The 24,190-nt window shown below is 65.5% G+C and carries 24 protein-coding genes and 1 tRNA gene; 14 read left to right on the top strand and 11 right to left on the bottom strand.

Going from position 1 to position 24,190, the window contains the following annotated elements:
- Positions 1 to 70 precede the first annotated feature (70 nt).
- Positions 71 to 883 (top strand): CsgG/HfaB family protein, encoded by an 813-nt coding sequence (locus GWK50_RS14415; protein ID WP_242455390.1) that lies wholly within the window; start codon positions 71 to 73, stop codon positions 881 to 883.
- Positions 884 to 896: 13 nt separating this feature from the next.
- Positions 897 to 1,391 carry a dihydroneopterin triphosphate diphosphatase gene (gene nudB / locus GWK50_RS14410; protein ID WP_162017065.1) on the top strand — a complete coding sequence of 165 codons (495 nt, stop codon included), beginning with the start codon at positions 897 to 899 and terminating at the stop codon, positions 1,389 to 1,391.
- Here nudB and GWK50_RS14405 read toward each other — a convergent pair.
- Positions 1,380 to 3,023, bottom strand: coding sequence for a response regulator (locus tag GWK50_RS14405; RefSeq protein ID WP_162017064.1), 1,644 nt, complete (start codon positions 3,021 to 3,023; stop codon positions 1,380 to 1,382). The genes nudB and GWK50_RS14405 overlap by 12 nt on opposite strands.
- Positions 3,024 to 3,149: 126 nt before the next feature.
- Here GWK50_RS14405 and GWK50_RS14400 point away from each other — a divergent pair, with 126 nt between their 5' ends.
- From GWK50_RS14400 to GWK50_RS14360, 9 genes are all read left to right on the top strand, one after another.
- A complete protein-coding gene (locus GWK50_RS14400; protein WP_162017063.1) occupies positions 3,150 to 3,887 on the top strand; it encodes an endonuclease/exonuclease/phosphatase family protein in 738 nt (245 codons plus the stop codon).
- An 8-nt stretch (positions 3,888 to 3,895) separates the two neighbouring features.
- Positions 3,896 to 5,116, top strand: a complete 1,221-nt coding sequence (gene clsB, locus GWK50_RS14395) for a cardiolipin synthase ClsB (protein WP_162017062.1) — start codon at positions 3,896 to 3,898, stop codon at positions 5,114 to 5,116.
- A 132-nt stretch (positions 5,117 to 5,248) separates the two neighbouring features.
- Positions 5,249 to 5,950, top strand: a complete 702-nt coding sequence (folE, locus tag GWK50_RS14390) for a GTP cyclohydrolase I (RefSeq protein WP_242455389.1) — start codon at positions 5,249 to 5,251, stop codon at positions 5,948 to 5,950.
- Between the two features lie 2 nt (positions 5,951 to 5,952).
- Positions 5,953 to 6,375, top strand: a complete 423-nt coding sequence (locus GWK50_RS14385) for a BLUF domain-containing protein (RefSeq protein ID WP_162017060.1) — start codon at positions 5,953 to 5,955, stop codon at positions 6,373 to 6,375.
- A gap of 62 nt (positions 6,376 to 6,437) precedes the next feature.
- Positions 6,438 to 7,319, top strand: coding sequence for a DMT family transporter (locus GWK50_RS14380; RefSeq protein ID WP_162017059.1), 882 nt, complete (start codon positions 6,438 to 6,440; stop codon positions 7,317 to 7,319).
- Positions 7,320 to 7,323: 4 nt separating this feature from the next.
- Positions 7,324 to 8,160 carry a DUF429 domain-containing protein gene (locus tag GWK50_RS14375; protein ID WP_162017058.1) on the top strand — a complete coding sequence of 279 codons (837 nt, stop codon included), beginning with the start codon at positions 7,324 to 7,326 and terminating at the stop codon, positions 8,158 to 8,160.
- A gap of 65 nt (positions 8,161 to 8,225) precedes the next feature.
- Positions 8,226 to 8,870, top strand: a complete 645-nt coding sequence (locus tag GWK50_RS14370; protein ID WP_162017057.1) for a LysE family translocator — start codon at positions 8,226 to 8,228, stop codon at positions 8,868 to 8,870.
- 194 nt (positions 8,871 to 9,064) lie between these two features.
- Positions 9,065 to 10,531, top strand: a complete 1,467-nt coding sequence (locus GWK50_RS14365) for a YdgA family protein (protein WP_162017056.1) — start codon at positions 9,065 to 9,067, stop codon at positions 10,529 to 10,531.
- 121 nt (positions 10,532 to 10,652) lie between these two features.
- On the top strand, positions 10,653 to 10,916 hold the full coding sequence (locus GWK50_RS14360) for a YfhL family 4Fe-4S dicluster ferredoxin (protein WP_162017055.1): 264 nt from the start codon (positions 10,653 to 10,655) through the stop codon (positions 10,914 to 10,916).
- Positions 10,917 to 10,978: 62 nt separating this feature from the next.
- Here GWK50_RS14360 and pth read toward each other — a convergent pair whose 3' ends face one another.
- The 7 genes from pth to GWK50_RS14325 form a co-directional block, all read right to left on the bottom strand.
- Positions 10,979 to 11,605 carry an aminoacyl-tRNA hydrolase gene (gene pth / locus GWK50_RS14355; RefSeq protein WP_162017054.1) on the bottom strand — a complete coding sequence of 209 codons (627 nt, stop codon included), beginning with the start codon at positions 11,603 to 11,605 and terminating at the stop codon, positions 10,979 to 10,981.
- A gap of 104 nt (positions 11,606 to 11,709) precedes the next feature.
- On the bottom strand, positions 11,710 to 12,342 hold the full coding sequence (locus GWK50_RS14350) for a 50S ribosomal protein L25/general stress protein Ctc (RefSeq protein WP_162017053.1): 633 nt from the start codon (positions 12,340 to 12,342) through the stop codon (positions 11,710 to 11,712).
- Between the two features lie 93 nt (positions 12,343 to 12,435).
- Complete coding sequence (locus tag GWK50_RS14345) at positions 12,436 to 13,410, bottom strand: ribose-phosphate pyrophosphokinase (RefSeq protein ID WP_162017052.1); 975 nt, start codon at positions 13,408 to 13,410, stop codon at positions 12,436 to 12,438.
- Positions 13,411 to 13,457: 47 nt separating this feature from the next.
- Positions 13,458 to 13,534 (bottom strand) — tRNA-Gln (locus GWK50_RS14340).
- 38 nt (positions 13,535 to 13,572) lie between these two features.
- On the bottom strand, positions 13,573 to 14,424 hold the full coding sequence (gene ispE / locus GWK50_RS14335; RefSeq protein WP_162017051.1) for a 4-(cytidine 5'-diphospho)-2-C-methyl-D-erythritol kinase: 852 nt from the start codon (positions 14,422 to 14,424) through the stop codon (positions 13,573 to 13,575).
- A 22-nt stretch (positions 14,425 to 14,446) separates the two neighbouring features.
- A complete protein-coding gene (locus tag GWK50_RS14330; RefSeq protein WP_162017050.1) occupies positions 14,447 to 14,956 on the bottom strand; it encodes a lipoprotein insertase outer membrane protein LolB in 510 nt (169 codons plus the stop codon).
- A 21-nt stretch (positions 14,957 to 14,977) separates the two neighbouring features.
- Positions 14,978 to 16,738 carry a tetratricopeptide repeat protein gene (locus tag GWK50_RS14325; protein ID WP_242455388.1) on the bottom strand — a complete coding sequence of 587 codons (1,761 nt, stop codon included), beginning with the start codon at positions 16,736 to 16,738 and terminating at the stop codon, positions 14,978 to 14,980.
- A 46-nt stretch (positions 16,739 to 16,784) separates the two neighbouring features.
- Here GWK50_RS14325 and mutM point away from each other — a divergent pair, with 46 nt between their 5' ends.
- The 3 genes from mutM (at position 16,785) to mutY (ending at position 20,721) form a co-directional block, all read left to right on the top strand.
- Positions 16,785 to 17,600, top strand: a complete 816-nt coding sequence (gene mutM, locus GWK50_RS14320) for a bifunctional DNA-formamidopyrimidine glycosylase/DNA-(apurinic or apyrimidinic site) lyase (protein WP_162017048.1) — start codon at positions 16,785 to 16,787, stop codon at positions 17,598 to 17,600.
- 110 nt (positions 17,601 to 17,710) lie between these two features.
- A complete protein-coding gene (locus tag GWK50_RS14315; RefSeq protein ID WP_162017047.1) occupies positions 17,711 to 19,675 on the top strand; it encodes a dynamin family protein in 1,965 nt (654 codons plus the stop codon).
- Positions 19,672 to 20,721 (top strand): A/G-specific adenine glycosylase, encoded by a 1,050-nt coding sequence (gene mutY, locus GWK50_RS14310; protein WP_162017046.1) that lies wholly within the window; start codon positions 19,672 to 19,674, stop codon positions 20,719 to 20,721. The genes GWK50_RS14315 and mutY overlap by 4 nt, the downstream gene beginning before the upstream one ends.
- A 5-nt stretch (positions 20,722 to 20,726) precedes the next feature.
- On the opposite strand, the gene rapZ is transcribed toward mutY, so the two are convergent.
- Genes rapZ through GWK50_RS14295 form a run of 3 tightly spaced genes read right to left on the bottom strand, consistent with a single transcriptional unit; the run spans position 20,727 to position 24,162 of the window.
- Entirely contained in the window at positions 20,727 to 21,584 is an 858-nt protein-coding gene (gene rapZ, locus GWK50_RS14305) for an RNase adapter RapZ (RefSeq protein ID WP_162017045.1), read from the bottom strand.
- 14 nt (positions 21,585 to 21,598) lie between these two features.
- A complete protein-coding gene (gene recN, locus GWK50_RS14300; protein ID WP_162017044.1) occupies positions 21,599 to 23,263 on the bottom strand; it encodes a DNA repair protein RecN in 1,665 nt (554 codons plus the stop codon).
- A 2-nt stretch (positions 23,264 to 23,265) separates the two neighbouring features.
- Positions 23,266 to 24,162, bottom strand: a complete 897-nt coding sequence (locus tag GWK50_RS14295) for an NAD kinase (RefSeq protein WP_162017043.1) — start codon at positions 24,160 to 24,162, stop codon at positions 23,266 to 23,268.
- Between the last annotated feature and the right edge of the window lie 28 nt (positions 24,163 to 24,190).

Raw genomic sequence — 24,190 nt, 5'->3', positions numbered from 1 at the left:
CTTCGGGCGCCCTTTTTTCATGGCGCATGCGCCGTTTGACTGACCGAGGATGAACGTGGCCCGAGATTGCTTGAAAACTTCCTGCGTTGCGCTGCTGGTGGCACTGGCCCTGGTGGCCTGTGGCGAGAAGAAAACCGAACTGGGCCAGGGCGGCTCGGTAGTCACCGGATCGGCCGGGCCGCAGGGCGCGCAGAACGCCGCGCGCGAGCTGGTGCGTTGCGACGCACCCGTGGCCACGCTGGCGCTGGCCGAGAACCCCCATGGTTACGTGATGGGCGGTGCCTACCAGTTGCCGGCCTCGCCCGTGCCGTTGGTCAAGCTGCTGGCGCAGCAGAGTGGGTGCTTTCGCGTGGTGGACCGCGCGGCCGGCCTGCGCGGCACGCTGCAGGAGCAGGAGCTGCGCGAATCCGGCGTGCTGCGCAAGAACACCACCGTGGCCAAGGGCAAGGGCTACGAGGCGCAGTACACGCTCACCCCCAGCCTGACCTTCAGCGAGCAGGACGCCGGGCGCGGCCTGGCGGGCATCATGGCCATGATCCCGGTGCTGCGCGACATGGCGGGCCTGATCGGGCTGGCCGAACAGGTCAAGCTCAAGGAGGCGCAGACCGCGCTGCTGTTGTCCGACAACGAAACCACCGAGCAGGTGGCGGCGGCCACGGGCTCGGCGCGCACCACCGATCTGGGCGTGGCCGGCATCGCGTTTGGCAAGCTGGGCGGCGGGGCGGGCGCTGGCTGGAGCAATACCAACGAGGGCAAAGTGATTGCGGCGGCCTTCCTGGACGCGCACAACCAGCTGGTGGTGCAGGTGCGTGCCTTGCAGGCCAAGGAACTGCCGCCGGACGTGCCCGTTCGCGCTGGCGCGCAAAAGGAGCGTGGCGGCTGAGCAGGGCAGGGCGGTGCCTCGGTCTTACAAGATTCCCGAATCGGTGCTGGTGGTGATCCATACCGCCGCGCTCGATGTGCTGCTGATCCGACGGGCCGATGCGCCGGAGTTCTGGCAATCGGTCACCGGCAGCAAAGACCATCTTCACGAGAGCTTTGAAGAAGCCGCCGTGCGTGAGGTCTGGGAGGAAACCGGCATCGATGCGCGGGCGCCCGGCTGCATCCTGCGCGACTGGCATCTGGAGAACATCTACGGCATCTACCCGCAATGGCTGCACCGCTACGCGCCCGGTGTGTGCGAGAACACCGAGCACCTGTTCAGTCTTCAGGTGCCGGCCGGCACGCCGGTGGTGCTCAACCCGCGCGAGCATGTGGATTGGAAATGGCTGCCCTGGTTGGATGCGGCCGACGCCTGCTATTCGCCTTCCAATGCCGAGGCCTGCCTTTGGCTGCCACGCTTGGCGGTGCTGCCTGGTGTGCAGGGCGCTCCAGGGCCGTCAGGCCGCTGACGCGTTGGCCGTCGCGCGCAGCGCCACTCCACCGGGTTGGCGTTCGCTGTCTTGTCCGAGCAGGGCTCTTGCCGGGGCGCTGCCGCATTGGGTGCGCAGATCGTCGATCTGCTCTTGCAGCGCCGGTGCGTCGGGCAGATGGGTCTGGTGGCGCAGCAGGAGCTGCTGTGCCAGGTCGATGAGCTTGGTGTTGAGGTGTTTGCGGGTGGACTGCAGCAGGGAGTCGAGGGCCTGGGCAGGGGCGCCGGCCAGGTGCTGCGCCATGGCTTCTTCGGCCATCCGGTTCACGCGTTGCAGGCAATCGCGGATCTTGTCCGCATAGGCCTCGCAGCTGCGGCAGGCACTGGCCAGCAGCTCGCACAGGCCGCGCGTACTCGAATAGCGCATGCCGATGGCTTCGATCCACTCGTGGCCTTCTTGCAGATCGATGGAGGTGTTGGCCAGCACCGACAGCAGACTGCCCAGGTTGCAGGCGGCCTCCAGGTCGAAGGCGCTGTGCCGGATCTCCGGAGCCATGCTGCGGACCAATTGCACGGCCCGGGCCACCTGATTCTGGTGGATGGCCTGCAGCGTGCCCACGACCTGCGCAAAACGCTGGATGCGCTGGCTGTTGCCATGTTTGTCCAGGACACGGCCAAAGTCCGCAATGCAGCGGTCGATGCCCTTGCCGTCCTTTTCGTCGAAGTGGGCGAATGCGAGCAGCACGAGCGACTGGTAGTCGAACAGCTTGGAATCGATGCCCAGCACCACGGCACGCGAGAGCACCTGCACCGCGGTGGCGCGCTCACCCATGTAGTAGCACATCATGCCCAGCTTCTGCAGGCGCACCACGGAGTCGGGTGTCAGCTCGCTGGCCGTGCGATAGGTTTCGATCGCCTCGGCAAAATGCCCCATTTCCACCTGGGCGCGGCCCAGCACATCGTAGGCGTCGGCGTAGCCAGGGTCTTCGCCGATCAGGCCCATCAGTGTGGCCACGGCGCGTGTCGGGTGGCCTGCCTCGATCTGTGTGCGGGCCACGCCCAGTTTGGCCCAGGGAATGGCGCGGGCTTTGAGGATGGCCTCGAACAGCAGGCGCGCCTCCTCGTGGCGGCCCAGCCGCAGCAGCAGCTCCGAGCCTATGCGCGCGGCATACAGCCAGTAGGGCTTGCGCCCGGTGAACTGGGCAATGCACAGCTTGGCAGCGGCCTCGAAGTCGCCCTGTTCGATGGCGTCGAAGATGGGGCGCAGGTGCGTCTTGCGCTGGCGTGCTGCGCTCAGGCGCTCGAACAGCGTCAGCGGTGTGAAGGGCTTGAGCAGGTAGCCGTCCAGCGCCGATTCGGCCGCTTCGGCCACGGCTGCATAGGTGGCCTCGGTGGTGACCATGAAGAACACGGTCGAGAAGGGCAGCAGCTGAGCGCGGCGCAGGTCGTCCAGCAAGGTCTGGCCGCTGGATTGGGAGTCCGGAAAGTACTGGTCGCACAGCACGTAGTCGAAAACCGTGTGTTCCAGCCTACTGCGTGCGTCCTGGATGCGGCTGCACTGCACCACCTTGGTCACGCCGTAATCCCGCAATTGCGCCGACAGCAGGCCGCGCGAGGTGACATTGCTGTCCACCACCAAAGCCAGCGTGTCGGGGGAGCGGGAGGTTGCCATGGAAGAGGGATACGTTCGGCGTAGCCGCGTAACAATGATGACGCCTTAGTGTAGAACTTTGTGTTCTGCATGAAACTCCCATCAGCGGGCTTTTCGGCTGGGCACCTGCTGGGTGACAATGATCATATGCACAGCAGCAACATTCTTAGGGTTGCCACCTACAACATCCACAAAGGCGTACAGGGCCTGGGTCCGATGCGTCGGCTGGAGATCCACAACCTGGGCTTGGCCGTGGAGCAGCTCGATGCCGACATCGTCTGTCTGCAAGAGGTGCGCAAGCTGCACCGGCGCGAGGCGCGTTTTTTTCCGTACTGGCCGGACATGCCGCAGGCGGACTTTCTGGCGCCCGAAGGCTATGAGGCCGTTTACCGCACCAACGCTATCACCCGCCATGGCGAACATGGCAACGCGCTGCTGTCGCGTTGGCCGGTGGCGGGCCACCAGCACGAGGACATCTCCGACCACCGCTTCGAGCAGCGTGGTCTGCTGCATGTGCATGTGCATGCACACGGGCGCGACGTGCATGTGATCGTGGTGCACCTGGGCCTTATTCCGGGCAGCCGGGTGCGCCAGGTGGGCCTGCTCGAGCGCTTCATCGAACGCGAGGTTCCGCGCAATGCGCCGCTGTTGGTGGCGGGCGACTTCAACGACTGGGGGAAGCAAATCGGCCGCATGCTCGCGGGGCTGGGGCTGCTCGAATACGAGGAGCAGCGTGCCTTCACCTATCCCGCGCGCCTGCCGCTGGCGCAGCTCGACCATGTCTATGCCCGGGGCCTGACCCCAGTGGGCCTGCATGTCCCGCGCGGACGGGTGTGGTGGCGCATGTCCGACCACTTGCCCCTGATCGCGGAATTCAAGATCTGACGCGCGCGATGGCAGGTGTTCCGTTTGAACTGACCGAAGGCCACCAGGTACAGCTGCTGCAAGGGGCGCAGGAGCTGTTTCCCGCACTGATAGCCGCGATGGACGCGGCGTTGTCGGATATTCAGTTCGAGACCTACATTTTTGATTTCACCGGCACCGCCACCGAGGTGGCCCAGGCGCTGATGCGTGCGGCCCGGCGCGGCGTGCGCACCCACCTGGTGGTCGATGGCGTAGGTACCGGCCGTTTGCCGCAGGACTGGGCCGATCGCCTGCGCGCTGCGGGCGTGCATTGCCGGGTGTATTCGCCGCTGGGTCCGTTGGGGTTGTTGCTGCCGCGCCGTTGGCGGCGGCTGCACCGCAAGCTCTGCGTGGTCGATGGCCGGGTGCTGTTCTGTGGCGGCATCAATGTGCTGGACGATTTCCACGACCCCAACCATGGCCGCCTCGTGGCGCCGCGTTTTGACTTTGCCGTGCAGGCCACGGGCGCGCTCGTGGGGGTGGCCAGCGATGCCATGGAACAACTGTGGTGGCGCATGCAGGCCGTGCGCGACGCCAGCCAGCGCCGCCTGCCCGAAGCCCTGCAGGCGCTGCGCGCCGCCAGCGCGGCCCACCATGCGGCGCCCGATGCCGACACCAGCCCCGGTATGCGCGCCGCGCTGCTGCTGCGCGACAACGTGCGCCACCGCAGCCGCATCGAAAAGGCCTACCGCCGCGCCATTGCGGCGGCGCGCGAGGAAATCATCATTGCCAACGCCTACTTCGTACCGGGGCGCAAGCTGCGCGTGGCCTTGCAAATGGCGGCACGCAGAGGCGTGCGGGTGCGTCTGCTGCTGCAAGGCCGCTATGAATACTTCATGCAGTACCACGCGGCGCGCCCGGTGTATGGTGCCCTGCTCAAGGCCGGGGTCGAGATCCACGAGTACGCGCCCAGCTTTCTGCACGCCAAGGTGGCGGTGATCGACGCCCATGGCGCACGGCCCTGGGCCACCGTGGGGTCGTCCAACCTCGACCCGCTGAGCCTGCTGCTGGCGCGCGAGGCCAACGTGGTGGTCGAGGACGCGGCCTTTGCCCAGGATCTGCGCGCGCGCCTGGAGCACGCCATGCTGCACGGGGGCAGGGTGCTGGACCCGACACGCTATGCGCTGCGCTCCTGGCACGAACGCGCCCTGGACCGCGTGGCCTTCGTGCTCATGCGCCTGGCGCTGTGGGTCACGGGCAACCGCTACTGACTTTGCTGGGGTGCTATAAAAATAATAGCTGCTGGCGCTTGTGGAATAAGCGCTGGAGGCCAAAAACCCTTTGAAACATCGGATGCCGATCGCTGCTACCATCTCCCCATGTTCCGACAACTGGCCGCCGACATGAACCCAGCCCCCCTCGACGAAGGAACGCCTGTTTCCGTCAAGATCCGCGAGCGGATCCAGGCGGCGCGCAAGCGCTTCAACGCCAACGACAACATCGCCGACTTCATCCAGCCCGGCGAGCTGGAGCAGCTGCTCGACGAGGTCGAGTCCAAGATGCAGGGCGTGCTCGACAGCCTGGTGATCGACACCGCAGGCGACCACAACACCCAGAACACCGCGCGCCGTGTGGCCAAGATGTACCTCAATGAGGTGTTCAAGGGCCGCTATGTGCAGGCGCCCCCCATCACCGAGTTTCCCAACGCAGAACACCTCAACGAGCTGATGATCGTCGGCCCGCTCACGGTGCGCAGCGCCTGCAGTCACCATTTCTGCCCCGTCATCGGCAAGATCTGGATTGGCATCATGCCCAACGAGCACACCAACGTGATCGGCCTGTCCAAGTACGCTCGCCTGGTGGACTGGATCATGGGCCGCCCGCAGATCCAGGAAGAGGCCGTGGTGCAACTGGCCGACCTCATCATGGAAAAAACCCAGCCCGACGGCCTGGCCGTGGTCATGGAGGCCAGCCACTTCTGCATGTCCTGGCGCGGCGTGCGCGAGATGGACAGCAAGATGATCAACTCGGTGATGCGCGGTGTGTTCCTCAAGGACAGCGCGCTGCGCCGCGAATTCCTCTCCCTCATCCCTGGAAAGAACTGACCATGTTGGTACGCCTGCTCTACGCCAGCCGCGCGGTGGACACCTCACCCGAGGCCATCGAAGCCATTCTTGCCCAGTCGCGCCAGCACAACCCGGCCTGCGGCATCACGGGCGTGCTGTGCTACGGCGGCGGCATCTTCCTGCAGGCCATCGAGGGCGGGCGCTCTGCGGTGAGCGACCTCTATGGCCACATTCAGCGCGACCCACGCCACAAGAACGTGGAGCTGCTGCACTTCGAGGAAATCGCCGAGCGGCGCTTCGGCGGCTGGACCATGGGCCAGGTCAACCTCAGCAAGATCAACCATTCCATCCTGCTCAAATACTCCGAAAAGCCCGAGCTCGATCCCTACGCGGTGTCGGGCAAGGTATCGTTCGCGCTGTTGGAAGAACTCATGGCCACGGCGAGCATCATCGGTCGGGCCTGATTTTTCGGCGCACCCTGTGAAGGCCGCAGCCCCGGATGGGCGCTGCGGCCCTTTGTTTTTGCATGACCCTCCACGCCTTCGCCCTCATCATCCTGGCTGGGCTGATCCATGCCTGCTGGAACATTGCCGCCAAGAAGGCGGGTGGCGACGCGCGCTTTGCCTTCTTCACTTCGGTGCTGATGATGCTGTTCTGGGCGCCGCTGGGCTGGTGGCTGGGGCGCGACGCCGTGCCGCTGTGGGGCGCTGTGGAGTGGGGCTTCATCGTGGCCAGTGGCGTGCTGCATGTGGTGTATTACGTCACGTTGCTGCGCGGCTACCGCAAGGCCGATCTCACGGTGGTGTACCCGCTGGCGCGGGGCACGGGGCCGCTGCTGTCCTCCCTGGTGGCCATCACGCTGCTGGGTGAGCGCATCTCGGCGCTGGGGGCACTGGGCATCATCGGCGTGGTCGGTGGCGTCTTCCTCATTGCGGGAGGGCCGGCGCTGCTGCGTGCGGCGCACGACCCGGCGGCGCGGCAGCGCGTGCACAAGGGGCTGGTCTATGGTGTGGTGACCGGCGCCTTCATCGCCAGTTACACCGTGGTGGACGGCTACGCCGTCAAGGTGCTGCTGATGTCGCCCATTCTGGTGGATTACATGGGCAATTTTGTGCGCGTGGCGCTGCTGGCCCCGGTGGTGCTGCGCGACCTGCCCACGGCGGCGGTGCTCTGGGGCGCGCAGTGGCGCTTTGCGCTGCTGGTGGCCGTGGTCAGCCCCATCGCCTACGTGCTGGTGCTGTTTGCCATGCGCGAGGCGCCGCTGTCGCACGTGGCGCCGGCGCGCGAGGTGTCCATGCTGTTCGCTGCGCTCATCGGCGGCCACCTGCTGGGCGAGGGCGACCGGCTGGCCCGGCTGTGCGGCGCGGCGTGCATCGCACTGGGCGTGACGGCCCTGGCGCTGGGGTAGCGGCATGGCCACCGACACACCACCCCTGCTGCTGGGCGTTGATTTCTCCAGCAGCCCCAGCCGGCGCAAACCCATCGTCATGGCGCTGGGTGAGCTGGCGGGTTCGCGCGTGCGGCTGCAGTCCCTGCACACCTTTGACACGCTGGACGCCCTGGGTCGCTGGCTGGCTGGGCCTGGGCATTGGGTGGGCGGTTTCGACCTGCCGTTCGGCCTGCCACGCGAACTGGTGCAGCACCTGGGCTGGCCGCTGGTTTGGATCGATTGCATGCAGCACTACCGCCAGCTGTCGCGTGCGCACATCCGCGATGCGTTTGCCGGTTTTTGCGCAGCCCGCCCGGTGGGCGGCAAGTTTGCGCACCGCGCCACCGACCTCCCGGCAGGCTCCAGCCCGAGCATGAAGTGGGTCAACCCGCCCGTGGCCTACATGCTGCATGCGGGCGTGCCGCTGCTGCTGGACGCCGGTGTGCATCTGCCGGGTCTGCATGCCGGTGATCCCGCCCGCGTGGGGCTGGAGGCCTACCCCGGCCTGCTGGCGCGTGAGGTGCTGGGGCGGCGCAGCTACAAAAGCGACGACCGCGCGCGCCAGACCCCGGAGCGCCTGATTGCACGCAAGGACCTGCTCACCGCGCTGGAGCTGGGCCACACGCGCCTGGGCCTGCAACTGCAACTGCGCCAGATCCAGCGCGAGGCGCTGGTGCAGGATGCGCAGGGCGACCGGCTCGATGCCGTGCTGTGCCTGCTGCAGGCCGCCTGGGCGCAGCGGCGCCACGCCGAAGGCGATGCGCGGTATGGGCTGCCCGGCGATGCTGATCCGCTGGAAGGCTGGATCGTTACTGCGTAGGGCCTTGCCGGCGGGGCGGGCGGGTACCATAGATGCCTTCCCCACTGCACGCAGGATTGAGTGCCATGCCCTCCATCGAAACCCTTGTCACCTTCTTTGGTGTGGCCGTTGTTCTGGCGCTGACGCCGGGGCCGGACAACATTTTTGTGCTGGTCCAATCGGTGCAGCGGGGCTGGCGCCTGGGGCTGGCCGTGGTGTTGGGTTTGTGCCTTGGCATCGTGGGCCACACGGCCGCTGTGGCGCTGGGCTTGGCGGCGGTGTTTGCGGCATCCAGCATGGCATTCACGGTGCTCAAGTTCTGCGGGGCGGCCTACCTGGCGTGGTTGGCCTGGCAGGCGTTGCGTGCCCCCGCGGCCACGGCGCAAGGGCCCGAAGGCTCGGCACCCGCAACCCAGGCGCCGGGCTGGTGGAAGATGGTGGGCCGGGGCATCGTGATGAACCTCACCAATCCCAAGGTGCTGATCTTCTTCCTGGCCTTTCTGCCGCAGTTTGCCGACCCTGCGCGGGGTAGCGTGGCGCTGCAACTGATGGTGCTGGGCCTGGTGTTCATGCTGGCCACCATGCTGGTGTTCGGTGCCGTTGCCTGCTTCTCGGGCGTGTTCGGCACGCTGCTGATGCGGTCGGCGCGGGCACAAACGCTGCTCAACCGCGTGGCAGGGCTGGTGTTCCTGGGGCTGGCGGTGCGGCTGGCCACGGCGCAGCGCAATTGATTTGCTATCAAAAACATAGCTACTTGCGCATGTAATAAGGGCGCTGGGGCCTATTTTCGTTAAATATTCCGCAGCGCAACAATTTCTTGCACATTGGATGGCCGGTGACCGGGGTTAAGGGCCCGCTCGCTGGTACGCTCGCCGGTTCTTCGGGGCCGAGGGGGTTCCGGGGCTGATTTGGGAGGGATCCATCCATGAACAAGAAAATTGCCTTGGGCTCTGCGGTCGTACTGCTGGGCGCCTTGTATGGCGGTGCTACCTGGTATGCCGGCGAGCGGGCGCAGCAGCGTTACCAGGAGGCCCTGGGAGAGGTACGCAAGGTGATGGGCGCCGATGGCGTGGTGTCGCAGCAGTACCAGCGGGGCTTCTGGACCTCGCAGGCCCAGACCGTGCTGCAGTGGACGCCCCCCGCCGAGCCTGCCGAGGACGGCGCGGCCCCGGTGCCCGCAACCCCGCTGCGCTTGCGCCTGGACAGCACCGTGCGGCATGGCCCGCTGGCGGGCTTCAGGCTGGCTGCTGCCGTGGTCGAAACGCGCATGGCCCTGGACGGCCTGGACGAGCACGCGCGCAAGCTGCTGGAGCGCACCAGCGCCCCCACCCTGACGGTGGTGCACCACTGGACGGGCAGCAACGACCTGGTGCTGGACGTGCCTGCTGGTGAGGTGTCCGAGGGCGAAAACCTGATCCGCTGGAAGGCGCTGCGCTACGACATGGCGCTCAGCGCCGATCGCACGCGCCTGCGCGGCGACATGCAGTGGCCCGAGCTGACCTTGCGCGTCCACGAAGACCCGAAGGAAGCGCTGGCCGATGACGAGGACGAGGCAGGCCAGGAGCCCGAGGTGGCCTCCACCATGGCCATGGCCTTTGTGGGGCTGCGTGGTGACTTCGATGTGCGCATCGAAGACGGTCTGTGGCTGCTGGCGCCGGGCACCTCGCAGGGCCGCCTCGACAAGCTGACGGTGGAGCTGCAAGAGCAGGGCGCCCAGCCCAAGGCACTGGTGGCTTTGCAGGACATGGACTTCAAGGCCGCCATCGAGCGCAAGGACGCCGTGTTCGGCTGGAACGTGACCATGCAGTCCAAGGGCAAGATCGGCCCCATGGCGCTGGACAGCTTCAGCCTGCGTGAGGAGGTGAGCCGCATCGATGTGGAGGCCGTGCGCCTGTTCCAGCAGGCCCTGGTGGGCGCCTACCGCGCCAGCGCGGCGGCCGATGCCAAGGCCGCCTTCGCGCCCGAGGCGCCGTGGCTGGCCACCCTGGCCCAGGCTGCGCCGCGCCTGCTGGCAGCGCTGCCCGCCTATGCAGTGGAAATCAAGGCGACCGTGGGTGGCAAGGAAGGCAGCCTGAAATACGGGGCCCAGATCAAGAGCGCGCCAGACCAGACCCTGGTGGAGGAAAGAGGCTGGGGCCCTGCGCTGCTGAAGCACAGTGCGCTGGACGCCAGCGTGCGCCTGCCCAAGGCCTGGATCCCCCTTATCGCCGAGGCCGTGGGCAAGCCGGTGCCGGCGCCGGACGAATTGAACGCATTGCTGGGCATGGCGCAGGCCCAGGGCTTTTTGACCCAGGAGACCGACCACATCGCCAGCAGCGTGCAGGTCGATGCGGGGCAGGTGCGCCTCAACGGCAAGACCATGCAAATGCCGCAACTGGGCGGGGCGCAGTAAAAGGCCTCTCTGCCTGGCGGTGCCCTACTGCCAGGCAGGGTATCGGCGGCGCGCGATAATGGCGCCCCGGGCCGCTGCGGGCATGACAGACATGCGCAGGCCCGGTCTTGCGGAGCGCTCCATGGCATTGATGATCACTGACGAATGCATCAACTGTGATGTCTGCGAACCCGAGTGCCCCAACCAGGCCATCTATCTGGGTGAAAAGATCTATGAGATCGAACCCAGCAAATGCACCGAATGCGTGGGGCATTTTGACGAACCCCAGTGCATGCAGGTCTGCCCTGTGTCCTGCATTCCGGTCGATCCCCAGCACGTAGAAAGCCGCGAAACCCTGTGGCAAAAATTCCACCGCCTCCAGGCGGCGGTGCGGATTGGTGACTGATGGGCGCTCAATGGCCTGTAGCGCCCGTCCAATAAGCGCAATGCGCTCCTAAATTTATAGCATCAGACGCTGGCTTCAGGGGCGCCCGTGGCGGGGCGTGGCGGTTTGGGGCGCGGGGCCTTGGTGGTGTGTACCAGCAGCGTGGCCTTGTCCATATCTCCGGCCAGCAGGGCAGGCCAGGCCTTTAGGCTGTGGGTGATGCTGTCTTCGATGAGTGTGCGCTGGTCGGGGGCCGGTTTCTTGAGCACCCAGTTTGCCACCTCGGACTTGTCGCCTGGGTGGCCAATGCCGATGCGCAGGCGCCAGTAGTCGGGTGAGCCCAGTTGTGCGTGGATGTCGCGCAGGCCGTTGTGCCCGGCGTGGCCGCCACCGCGCTTGAGTTTGACCTGCCCTGGGGCGATGTCCAGTTCGTCGTGCGCCACCAGAATTTCCTCGGGTGCGATCTTGAAGAAACGCGCCAGTGCGGCCACCGATTTGCCCGACAGGTTCATGTAGGTCTGTGGCTCCAGCAGCCACACATGCTGGCCGTGCACCGTGGCGCGTGCCGCCAGGCCCCAGTAGCTGCGCTCGGGTTGCAGGTGTACCTTGAGTTCGCGCGCCAGCGCGTCGATCCACCAGAACCCTGCGTTGTGGCGGGTGGCTTCGTATTCGGACCCTGGGTTGCCCAGGCCCACAAAGAGCTTGATCATGGCTGCAATTATCAGATGGCACAAAAGCCAACGGCCCACGCAAAGGTGGGCCGTTGTGCACAGGGCAGCCACACAGGGGTGACTGCCGGGGCTGTGAGCAAGAATTACTTCTTGCCCTTGCCCTTGCCCTTGGCGGGGGCGGCAGCGGCGTCTGCGGCAGGGGCAGCAACTTCCACGGCTGGGGCCACCACGGAGACCAGAACGGGGTTGTTCTTGGCGCCACGGGTCACCGCGCTCACGCCCTTGGGCAGCTTGATGTCCTTGAGGTGCAGGGAAACGTTCTTCTGCAGGTTGGACAGGTCCACGGCGATGAATTCGGGCAGGTCCGAAGGCATGCAGGAAACGTCCAATTCGGTCATCACGGGGGTGACCAGGCACTTGTCCACCTTGACGGCGGGCGACTCTTCAGCGCCGCTGTAGTGCAGGGGCACCTTCATGTGCAGCTTGGTCTTTTCGTCCACGCGCTGGAAGTCGATGTGCAGCACCAGTTGCTTGAAGGGGTGGTATTGCACGTCGCGCAGCAGCACCTTGCTGGTCTGGCCGTTCAGTTCCATGTCCAGCACGCTGGAGTGGAAGGCTTCTTTCTTCAGGGCGTGCCACAGGGCGTTGTGGTCCACTTCGATGGCCACGGGCTGGGCGCCAGCGCCATAAACGATACCGGGCGTACGGCCCGAATTGCGCAGGCGGCGGCTCGCACCCGTGCCTTGCTTGGCGCGCTCAAAAGCGACGAATTGCATGAGGATTCTCCGTTCGAGGAGCACCGCGACCAGTGCCACCTCCGTTTGACAAAAAAGGCGCCCCGAGGGACGCCCTGCGTGTTGTTCGCGCGGTCAGAACAGGTTGTCCTGGTCGGCAAACAGACTCATCACCGAGTCTCCCTTGGCAATGCGCTGGATCGTTTCGGCGATCAGCGGGGCCACGGAGAGCTGGCGGATCTTGGCGCAGCCGCGTGCAGCTTCGCTCAAGGGAATGGTGTTGGTGACTACGACTTCGTCAAGGGCAGCGCCCTGGGCGATGCGCTCGATGGCGGGGCCAGAAAAAATGGGGTGTGTGCAGTAGGCGTACACCTTCTTGGCACCGCGCTCCTTCAGCACCTCGGCAGCTTTGACCAGCGTACCGGCGGTGTCGATCATGTCGTCCATGATCACGCAGTTGCGCCCTTCGATGTCGCCGATCACGTGCATCACTTCGGATACGTTGGCCTTGGGGCGGCGCTTGTCGATGATGGCCAGGTCGCACCCCAGTTGCTTGGCCAGTGCGCGTGCGCGCACTACGCCGCCCACGTCGGGCGAGACGACGATCAGGTCCTCGTAGTCCTTCTGGCGCAGATCACCCAGCAGCACGGGGGACGCGTAGATGTTGTCCACCGGAATGTCGAAAAAGCCCTGGATCTGGTCGGCGTGCAGGTCCATGGTCAGCACGCGGGCCACGCCCACGGCCTGAAGCATGTTGGCGACGACTTTGGCCGAGATAGGCACGCGCGTGGAGCGAGGACGGCGATCCTGGCGGGCGTAGCCAAAATAGGGAATCACGGCACTGATGCGTTCGGCCGAGGCGCGCTTGAGCGCATCGACCATGATCAGCAGTTCCATGAGGTTTTCGTTGGTGGGCGCGCAGGTGGACTGCACCACGAACACGTCGCGGGCGCGCACGTTCTGGTTGACCTCCACGGTGACTTCGCCGTCGGAAAAGCGGCCTACGTGGGCTGCGCCGAGGGAAATATGGAGGTGTTGGGCAATTTCAGCCGCCAATGCGGGATTGGCATTGCCGGTGAAAACCATGAAGTCGGGTTGGTTGGCCTGCATGAGCGTCCCAGCGGTCTGAAATGATTTGCCTGTGCGCGATGAGGATTTGGCAGGGGAGGAAGGACTCGAACCCTCGCATGCCGGAATCAAAATCCGGTGCCTTGACCAACTTGGCGACTCCCCTACACAGGTGACTTGCCGAAGCGGCAAATCACCGAAACTTCAATCCTCTGCCCATCCTGCCAGAGGATGCAGCGTCAGATTCTCGCATGCCTTGACCAGCCAGGTGCCAGGAGCACCGCTAAGATCCACTGCATGTGGCATTTGTGCAAACACTGCACTTCCAGAGCCCGTCATTCTACCATGTAATCCGCGTGCTTGGAGCCAATCGAGGGCTTGTTGCACATCGGGGCACAGTGCCTGCGCGACGCTTTGCAAGTCGTTACGACCAAAGTCGTAGTGTGCTGCAGCAAAGCCTAAGATTGTAGCACTATCTGAATCGCGCTTCAAAGCGGGGGATGCAAAAATTTTTGCGGTCTCGATGCCAGCCGCGGGTTTGACCACGGCAAAGCGCGCAGTCGGCAGCGCGCTCGCACCTGTAAGAGGTGTGATGCGTTCGCCAATGCCCTCGACCCAGGCATGGTGGCCGCACAGGAAAAACGGCACGTCGGCACCCAGGCGCACCGCAATGGCCTGCAGTTGCGGCGTGCGCAGGCCCAGCTTCCAGAGGCGGTTGAGTGCCAGCAGCGTGGTGGCGGCGTCCGAGGAGCCCCCGCCCATGCCCGCCTGCGCCGGAACCCGCTTGAGCACGCCGATATGCGCGCCCAGGGAGCAGCCCGTGCTCTGCTGCAGCGCGCGCGCAGCGCGCAGCGTCAAATCGTCTGGGGGCAGTGCGGGGCCCAGGTCTTCGCGCGTGAGCTGGCCGTCCCTGCGCAGCGAGAAGTGCAGTGTGTCGCACCAGTCGATCAGCATGAAAACCGATTGCAGCAGGTGGTAGCCATCGTCCCTGCGCCCGGTGATGTGCAGAAAGAGATTCAGTTTGGCGGGGGCTGGAACGTCGTAAAGGGACAGCATCGCAAAAGAAGGCAGGGCGGTGTCAGGGGTTCAGCAGTATGCGCAGCATGGCGGCTGGTGGTGGCTGGGTGCGTGTGGCACTCAGGCGTCCTTCGTCCAGTTGCTGCAGGTCTGCCTGCCAACCGCCAGCCAAGGTGGGCACTCCTGAGAGCCAGTCGAACAGCGCATCAATGGGCAGGGCTTCGCCCGTCACCTCGCGCAGCAGGGCTGAAAGTGTTGCTGCGCTGCGGCGTTCCTGGGCTGTTTCAATGGAGGCTTCGCCCACAGACCATTGAAGACGCGCCAGCAGGGTGCCCAGCGGGGTGGACAGTTCCAGGCGGCCGTTGTCTGCGGAGCCCTGCAGGTCGAAATGGGCGGCGAAGGAGCGAGGAGCATCAGGGTCGTCCACACGCAGATGGATGCGTCCACTCCAGGGGCCGGTGGACGGCGTATGCGTACTGCGGCGCTGTGGCTGCGCACAGCCCACCAGCCACACCGACGACAGGGCATACAGCCCGGCCTGGCAGAGGGCGCGCCGGTTCCAGGGAGACATGAAGGGGACTCTCACGCCTTCTCAGGGCTTGACACCCAGGCGCTTGAGGGTTTCGCGCAGCACCTCATTGTCGGCATTGAGCCTGGCGCTTTCCTTCCAGAGCTTCCGCGCCGCCTCTTTTTCGCCCAAGACCCAGAGCACTTCGCCCAGGTGCGCCGCAATTTCTGCGTCGGGGCGCAGCCGGTAGGCGCGTTCCAGCAATTGGCGCGCCTGGGGCATATTGCCCATGCGGTACTCGATCCAGCCCAGGCTGTCGGTGATGAAGGGGTCGTTGGGGGCCAGGCTCAGGGCGCGCTCGATCAGGAGCCTGGCTTCTTCGAGTTGTACTCCACGGTCGGCCAGCGAGTAGCCCAGGGCGTTGAGCGCATGGTGGTAGTTGGGGTTGCGGGCAATCACCTTGCGCAACAGGCGCTCCATTTCGTCGTGCCGCCCCAGTTTGTCTGCCAGCATGGCCAGCTCGTACTCCAGATCGTCGTCATCGGGGGTGGCCTTGACCAGCTTTCCCTGCAGTGTGTAGGCCTCGCGGTATGCACGTGCATCGCGCAGCAATTGCACCTCGGCTTGTTGGTTCATGCGCCGGGCCTCATCGGTCTCGGCGGGCAGGCTCTGCAACAGGGCGCGGGCTTCCTTGAGCTTGCCCTGGCGGGCCAGCAAGGATGCGCGCCGGGTTTGGGCGCTGAAAAGCTCCTTGCCGTCTTCGATGCGCTGCAACCATTGCTCAGCTGCCGCATAGTCCCCGCGCTTTTCCGCGATCTGAGCATGCAACAGGTAGGCCTGCGTCAGGCTGGCACGCAGCGTTTCATTGTCCGGCGATGACTTTGCGAGGCGCAGCAGTTCACCCAGCGATGCTTCGGCGGCCTCGTACTGCTGGTCTTGTACCTGAAGCGCCGCCTGCGCGAGCCAAGCCTGAGGCAGGTCGGGCTTTTCGGTGGTCACGGCCTTCAATTGGCTGCGGGCCTCGGGGTAGCGCTGTTGTTCAAGCAACAGCCGGGCATAGGCCATGCGCACTTCAGGGCTGGGACGTTGCCGCAGGTAGGCGGTCAATAAGGGCTCGGCATCGGCAGTGCCGTTTTCCATCAGTTCCAGGGCGAGCACGGCAGGACCGTCGGCTTGTGCTTGTGACGCCTGCCCCCGCCGCGCCGCATCCAGGGCTCCGGTGGCGTCTTGGGCCTGCAGGCGCATGCGTCCGATGGCCGTCCAGGCAGCGGCGGCGGCGGCCCCCTCGGCGCGCAGTTCAGTGTTCAGTGCCTTTTCGAGCATGCGCGCGGCTTGCGCCTTGTCTGGCGCTCTGCGCAACAACTGTGGCAAGGCCAGCAGCATTCCCGGCTTTTCGGCGCCCGGCGTCTGGTCCAGCATCTCGCGCAGGGGGGTGGGAATGTCGTCGATGCGGTTGAGGGCGATCAGGATCTGCAGCACATAGCGGTTGGCGTCGGTGGACTGCGGTGTCGCCTGCTTCCAGGCCTGGGCGGCAGCCAGTGCCTGGTCTCCCGCACGCGCCTGCAGGGCGATGTCCGTGGCACGTTGGAACAGCCGCTCGTCGTTGCTGCGGCGGGCCGCCTCCAGGACCAGTGCATACCCGGTGCCGGGATCACCTTCGCGTGTGACGATTTCTCCCAGCAGTATTTCGTAAAACAGGGTGGCATCCAGCAGCGCCGAAGCGATCGGCCTGTCCCCTGGGGCGGCAGTCTGGTGCTGGGGTGTTTGTGGGGGTGCTGCGAGACAGGCGCTCGCCACGAGTGCGCCCGGCAAGAAGGTCGCCAGAATGCGAAGAATATGGAGCATCAAACCATAATAATCCATGCCCGTGGTGGGCAACGGGAGTACCTTTATGCCGGAGTTGCCCGAAGTGGAAGTCACTCGCCGTGGCATTGCTACCGCCTTGGTGGGAGCGCGGATACGAGCGGTGGTGCTTGGCAAACCCTTGCGTTGGCCACTGGGCTGTGACCCAGCCCGCTTGGTCGGGCGTGTCTTCACCGCCGTGGGGCGGCGTGGCAAGTACCTGTTGCTGGAGTTGGACGAAGGCTGCCTGATCGTGCACCTGGGCATGTCCGGCAGTCTGCGCTGGCTGGTGCAACCTACTGAGCCGGGCCCACACGACCATTTCGATGTTTGCACCGACCGGGGGACGCTGCGTTTGCATGATCCGCGGCGCTTCGGCGCCGTGGTCCATGTGGCCAGTTTGCAGGATCCGATGGCGTGCAAACTGCTGGGCGGCCTGGGGGTGGAACCCCTGTCGGACGATTTTCAAATGCGTAACTGGCTTCTTGCGCTGCGCCACAGCCGCCAGGCGATCAAGCAACTTCTGCTGTCGGGGCGCGTGGTGGTTGGTGTGGGCAACATCTATGCGTGTGAGGCCTTGTTCCGAGCGGGCATCCGACCCAGCACCCCCGCCTTGCGCATCGGCCCCGCACGGGCGCACCGGCTCCATGCGGCCATCCGCGAAGTGTTGGCCGAGGCGGTGAATCTGGGGGGGAGCACCTTGCGGGACTTCGCCAGCGCACATGGCCACGCCGGGGAATTTCAGCAGCATGCACAGGTGTATGGCCGGGAGGGCCTACCCTGCAGGGTGTGCGGCACCCAGGTGCGCATGGAGCGGCAGGGGCAGCGCAGCAGCTTCTTTTGTCCACGCTGTCAGCGTCCCTGATTTGAGGCGCTGAAACCACGTTTCCTCGTGGTGCAGGGCGCAATGGCTGCGTCCGGTGCTATATTTTGTGCCTATTCGTGGCAGCCTATCCATAGACCATCGGGAGCAAAGTGGGACCCTCCTTCAACGAGCAGTTCGAGCAGCATGGCGCCTGGCGGCGCGAATTCGCCCGGCAACTCAAGCAGCTGGGCGAGTGGATGTCTGCGCACGATCTCATGGATGCCGCCGTCCAGGAGCGTTTGCAACGGCTCGAAGGGCAACTGCGGTCCGACCGCATCATGGTGGCCTTCGTGGCCGAGTTCTCGCGCGGCAAGTCCGAGCTGATCAACGCCATCTTCTTTGCCGACTACGGCAGGCGCATCATGCCGGCCAGTGCGGGGCGCACCACAATGTGCCCCACCGAGCTGGGCTACGACCCGCAGGTTCCTCATTGCCTGCGCCTTCTTCCCATTGAAACGCGCCTGCAGATGCAGGGGCTGGCCGAGTGGCGGCTCAAGCCCGAGCGCTGGGTCGAGGTGCCCTTGCAGGTAGGGGATGCCGATCAGATTTCGCGTGCGCTCGAAAAAGTGGCGCAGGTGCGCAAGGTCAGCGTGGACGATGCACGGGCCATGGGCTTCTGGCATGACGACATGCCCGATGACAACCCGTCGCTCGATGCGCAGGGCATGGTCGAGGTGCCTCTGTGGCGTCACGCCATCATCAACCTGCCCCATCCGTTGCTCAAGCAGGGCTTGGTCATTCTGGACACGCCGGGCCTCAACGCTGTGGGTGCCGAGCCCGAACTGACCGTCAACCTGATTCCGCAGGCCCATGCAGTGGTGTTCATTCTGGGTGCGGACACGGGCGTGACCCGCTCGGACCTGAGCATCTGGCGCGAGCATCTGGCAGCCGCATCGCAAGGGGCCGACGCGCGCCTGGTGGTGCTCAACAAGATCGACACCCTCTGGGACACGCTCAACTCGGCCCAGCAAATCCAGGACCAACTGGAGCGCCAGCGCCAGACCTCCGCCGAAATGCTGGGCGTGCGGTTGGACCAGGTGCTGCCCGTCTCGGCCCAAAAGGGGCTGGTGGCCAAGATCCAGTGCGACGACGTCATGCTGGAGGCCAGCGGCCTGCCGGTTCTGGAAGAGGCGCTCGGGCGCGGCATCATGGGCCAGCGCCAGGCCATTCTGCGTTCGGCCATCAGTGCAGGCATTGCCAGCCTGCGCACTGAAACGGCGCGGGTGCTCAACATCCGTCGGCGGGACCTGGACGAGCAGATGCTGGAACTGCGCAGCCTGCGCGGCAAAAATTCGTCCGTCATCCTGGCCATGCGCAACCGCATCGAGCAGGAACAGCGCGAGTTTGACCTGAGCACCACGCGTATCCATGCCGTGCGGGCCGTGCACATCAAGCTCTTGCGCGATGTGTTCCACAAGCTCGGCAGCAAGGCCCTCAAGGAGCAACTGGCGCCGCTGATGGCCAGCCTGCAGCAAAAGGGTCTCAAGCTGGGTGTGCGCAAGCAGTATGAAGAAGTTTTCCGTGAGTTGCAGGACACGCTCGATGGTGTGCAGTCTGCTGCCACGGAAATCCAGGCCATGTTGGAAGGCACGTTTCGTCAGCTCAATGCCGAGTTTGGCTTTTCGCTGCAGGTTCCTGCGGCGCCCCAGCTTCAGGAATTCGGTAACGAAATTGCGCGCATCGAGCAAGGACACCTGCAGTACCTGGGCATGGGCAATACGCTCAAACTGTTGCAGCCGGAATTTGCCGAACGACTGGGGCGCGCGCTGTCCATCCGCTTGCGCTCGGTGTACGAATCGGTGGCCAACGACCTGGAACTGTGGAGCAAGTCCGCCACGGCCCAGCTTGATGCCCAACTGCGTGAGCGCAAGCGCAGCTTTGCGCGCCGCATCGAGGCGGTGGACCGCATCCAGCAGGCCGCTACCGGCCTGGAAGAGCGCATCACCGAGATCGAGGAAGGCGAGGCCGAACTGCAGCGGCTGGACGACCATCTGCTGCAGCTGACCGAGCAGCTCATGGCCCTGGCCGAAGATCCGGCCGAGGTCGAGCACCACGATATCTTTGCCCCAGCATGAGTGGTGCCCTCCCGCCAGTGGCACCCCTGGTGGTGCGCTGGCAGGCCGAACATGGCCGCTCCAGCCTGCCATGGCAGTGCACCCGTGATCCTTATCGCGTTTGGCTCTCCGAAATCATGCTGCAGCAGACGCAGGTGGCTACGGTGCTGGACTACTACGCACGTTTCCTGGCGCGGTTTCCTGATGTGCATGCGCTGGCAGCGGCGCCGCCGGACGATGTGTTGGCCTTGTGGAGCGGGCTGGGCTACTACAGCCGTGCCCGCAATCTGCACCGTTGTGCGCAGCAGGTGGTGCAGGTGCACGGAGGCCGTTTTCCCGCCACGGTGGCAGAACTGTCGGCCCTGCCAGGCATAGGTCGCTCTACCGCAGGCGCCATTGCCGCATTCTGTTTTGGCCAGCGGGCTCCCATTCTGGACGCCAACGTGCGCCGTGTTCTGACTCGCCTGTTGGGCTTTGGCGGCGACCTGGCGCAGGCGCCGCAGGAGCGCGCACTCTGGCAGCATGCCCAGGACTTGCTGCCGACCCAGCAGCTGGATGAATCCATGCCGCGCTACACCCAGGGAATGATGGATCTGGGGGCCATGGTGTGCTTGCCCCGCCAGCCCCGCTGTGAGGCGTGCCCCTTGCAGGCGCACTGTGTGGCTCGGGCCAAAGGCACCCCCGAGCAGTACCCGGTGCGCACACGCAAGCTGGTGCGCAAGGCCCAGGCATGGTGGTTGCTGCAATTGCAGGATGCCCAGGGCCAGGTGTGGCTGGAGCGCCGTCCTGAACGGGGTATCTGGGCGGGCTTGTACAGCCTGCCGGTGTTCGAGGAGCGCGAAGCGCTGATGGCCTGGCTGGAAGGTGCGCAGGCCCAGCTGCAGCAGGAACACCCTTCCATGCTGCATGTACTGACCCACCGTGACCTGTACCTGCACCGCGTGGTGGCCACGGTGGCGCAGCTGCCTGCCATGCCTGTGCCTGGCGGTTGGTACGCCTTGGCAGAGACAGCCGCGCTGGGACTGGCCGCACCGGTGCGCAAACTGCTGCAGTCGGGCGTAGCGTAGCGGGCTTAGCGGCCGTCCAGCTCGCGGTGGCGGCGCAGCGTGGGCCACTGGCTGGCAAAGCGCACGGCCAGTCGCTCCACCAGATAAACCGAACGGTGCTGGCCACCCGTGCAGCCAATGGCCACGGTCACATAGCTGCGGTGGTTGCGTGCCATGGCGGGCAGCCAGTGTTCCAGGAAGACGGCAATGTGCTGCTCCATCACGTCCACTTCGGGCTGCTGCTTCAGAAAATCGGCCACCGGCGCATCCAGCCCGGTGAGATCGCGCAGATCGTTTTCGTAGTGCGGGTTGGGCAGCATGCGCACGTCGAATACGTAGTCGGCATCCACAGGTACGCCGTGCTTGAAGGCGAAAGACTGGAACACCAACGACAGCCCGCCTTTGTCGGTGCCGATCAAGTCCTTGATGTAGGCCTGCAATTGTGATCCGCGCAGGTTGCTGGTGTCGATGACCTGGGCCTGCTCGCGCAACTCCGCCAGAAGCTCGCGTTCCAGCTCGATGGCCTGCACCAGCGCCAGCCGCCCGTCGTCCTGCCTGTCGCCAGACAGTGGATGGCGGCGGCGCGTTTCCGAAAAGCGCCTGACCAGCGTGCCGGTGGTGGCATCGAGAAAAATCGAGTGCACGGCGCAACCCTGGCGGCGCAGTTCCTGCAACTTGGAGGGCACCAGCGGCAAGGAGGTGGCGCTGCGCACATCCATGGCAATGGCCAGCCGGTTGCCGTGGTGCGTGTGTTCCAGCGCTACAAACGACAGCAGCAGCTCGGGCGGCAGGTTGTCCACGCAGTAGTAGCCCGCGTCTTCCAGCGCGCGCAGCGCAATGGATTTGCCCGAGCCCGACATGCCGGTGATGAGCACGATTTCCATGGTGGGGTGTTCTTTCAGGCCTGCTTGCGGCGGGGTGCCGTGGTGTCCAGCATTTCGCGGGCGTGGGCCAGGGAGCGGGCGGTGGGCTTGTCGCCACCCAGCATGCGGGCAATTTCCGCGACCCGATCGTCGTCCTCGACCGCGGCCACAGCGCTGGTGGTGGGCTCGCCACGCAGCTTGGTCACCACCAGGTGGTGGTGTGCGCTGGCAGCCACCTGTGGCAGATGGGTGACCGCCAGCACCTGCCGGTCCTGCCCGATCTGGCGCATCAAGCGGCCTACGCTGGCGGCCACGGCACCGCCCACGCCTGCGTCCACCTCGTCGAAGATCAGCGTGTCTGCGCTGCCCAAGGTGCTGGTGGCCACGGCTATGGCCAGCGAGATGCGCGAGAGCTCACCGCCCGAGGCGATCTTGCCAATGGGCCGGGGGGTGGCGCCAGGATGGCCTGCCACCAGAAAGTCGATGTCGTCCAGCCCATGGGCTGCGGGTTCGGCGGATTTGCGTACCTGCACCACAAACTGGCCGCCAGCCATGCCCAGCTCTTGCATGGCTGCGGTGATTTCTGCCGACAGCCGGGGGGCTGCCTTGCTGCGCTGGTGCGACAGCGCCTGGGCTGCCGCCTGGTAGGCCTTGGCATGCTGCTGCACGGCCTGCTCCAGCGTGGCCAGGTCGCTGGCGGCGTCCAGCTGTTGCAGGGCCTGTTCCCAGGATTGGCGCAGCGCGGGCAGTTCTTCTGCAGGGCGTTTGTGGCGGCGTGCCAGCGCCAGCCATTGGGCCACGCGGGCGTCCAGCTGCGCGAGCCGGTCGGGGTCGAGCTCGGTGTGGTCCAGGTAGCTGTGCAGACCGTGCAAAGCGTCGTCCGTCAGCGCCAGGGCCGAAGCCAGTGTGCCAGCCAGTTCCTTGAACGCAGGCTCCAGGTGCTCCTGGCGTTGCAGGGTGTCCAGTGCCCGCGACAGCCCTGCGCGTGCACCACCATCTTCCGCATCGAGCAGGTTCACGGCGGATTGGGCAGATTCCAGCAGCGACTGGGCGTGCGTGAGCCGGGTGTGCTGGGCATTCAGGCTGTCCCATTCGCCTTCGGCGGGCGAGAGCTTGTCCATTTCGGACAGTTGCCATTGCAGCCGTTCGCGCTCTTGCTGCAACTGGTCCTGGGCACTGCGGGCCTGCGCGCAGGCCCGCAGTGCCTCGCGCCAGCGCGCCCAGCAGACCGTCACTTCGTGCGGCGACGCGCCCGCGTAGGCATCCAGCAGGTCACGCACCGCGTCGGCACGGGTCAAGCTCTGCCAGGCGTGCTGGCCGTGGATGTCGATCAGCCGCTCACCCAGGTGGCGCAACTGCGCGGCGGTGGCGGGCAGGCCGTTGATCCAGGCGCGGCTCTTGCCGGTGGCGTCGATGGTGCGTCGCAGCAGCAACTCCGGCTGGGCATCGAACCCGGATTCTTCCAGCCAGGGCGTGAGGGGCTCTGCACCGTCGAACTCGGCGCACAGGTCGGCGCGCTGTGCGCCTTCGCGCACCACTGCCGCATCGGAGCGCCCACCCAGGATGAGTTGCAAGGCCTCGATCAAAATGGACTTGCCCGCGCCCGTTTCGCCGGTCAGTGCAGTGAAGCCCTCATGCAGATCCAGCTCCAGCGTCTGGACGATCACGAAATCACGCAAAACGATGCGTTTGAGCGCCATGCTCAGGATCCTCCTTCATTCCAGCGCAGCTTCTTGCGCAAGGTGTCGAAGTAATTCCACCCCCGAGGGTGCAAGAAGCGCACGCTGAATTCCGAGCGGCGCACGATGATGCGGTCGCCATGCAGCAGGGATGCCAGCGACTGCATGTCAAAGTTGGCGCTGGCATCGCGCCCGCTGACCAGTTCGATGGCCACCTCGGCCACGTCGGCCAGCACAATGGGCCGGTTGGACAGCGTGTGCGGCGCAATCGGCACCAGCACCCAGCCTGGAATGGAGGGGTGCAGCATGGGCCCGCCCGCCGACAGTGCATACGCCGTGGACCCCGTAGGCGAGGCCACGATCAGGCCGTCGGCACGCTGGTTGGCCACGAAATGGCCATCCACCTCCACGCGCACCTCCACCATGCCCGATGTGGCGCCCCGGTTGAGCACCACATCGTTCATGGCCAATGCGTCGAACACCACACGCCCCTCGCGCTGCACCTGGGCATGCATCAGCGGGCGGTGGTCTTCCTCGTACTCGCCGCGCAGCATGGGCGTGAGCGTGGCGCGGTAGTTCTCCAGCGGAATGTCGGTTACGAACCCCAACCGCCCCTGGTTGATGCCGATGAGCGGTGTGCCAAAGCGTGCAAGCTGGCGCCCGATGCTGAGCATGGTGCCGTCGCCCCCCACCACCAGGCCCAGGTCGCACTGCTTGCCGATGGCTTCGACGTCCAGCGTGTCGTACTGCGTCAGACCCGAGGTGGCGGCGGTTTGCGCCTCCAGCGCCACCTCGCAGCCTTGGGCGTGCAGGAAGTGGGCAATGTCGTCCAGCACCTTGCGGGCACCGCAGGCGGCCGTGCTGGCGGCAGGGTATTGGTACTTGCCTACCAGGGCCACATGGCGAAAGTGGAGTTTCATGCCGAAATTACATCATTAAAATCGTGAC

It is taken from the genome of Acidovorax sp. 210-6 (genome assembly GCF_010020825.1).
Lineage (GTDB): Bacteria > Pseudomonadota > Gammaproteobacteria > Burkholderiales > Burkholderiaceae_C > Simplicispira > Simplicispira sedimenti.
This window is presented reverse-complemented; position numbering and strand designations above follow the sequence as displayed.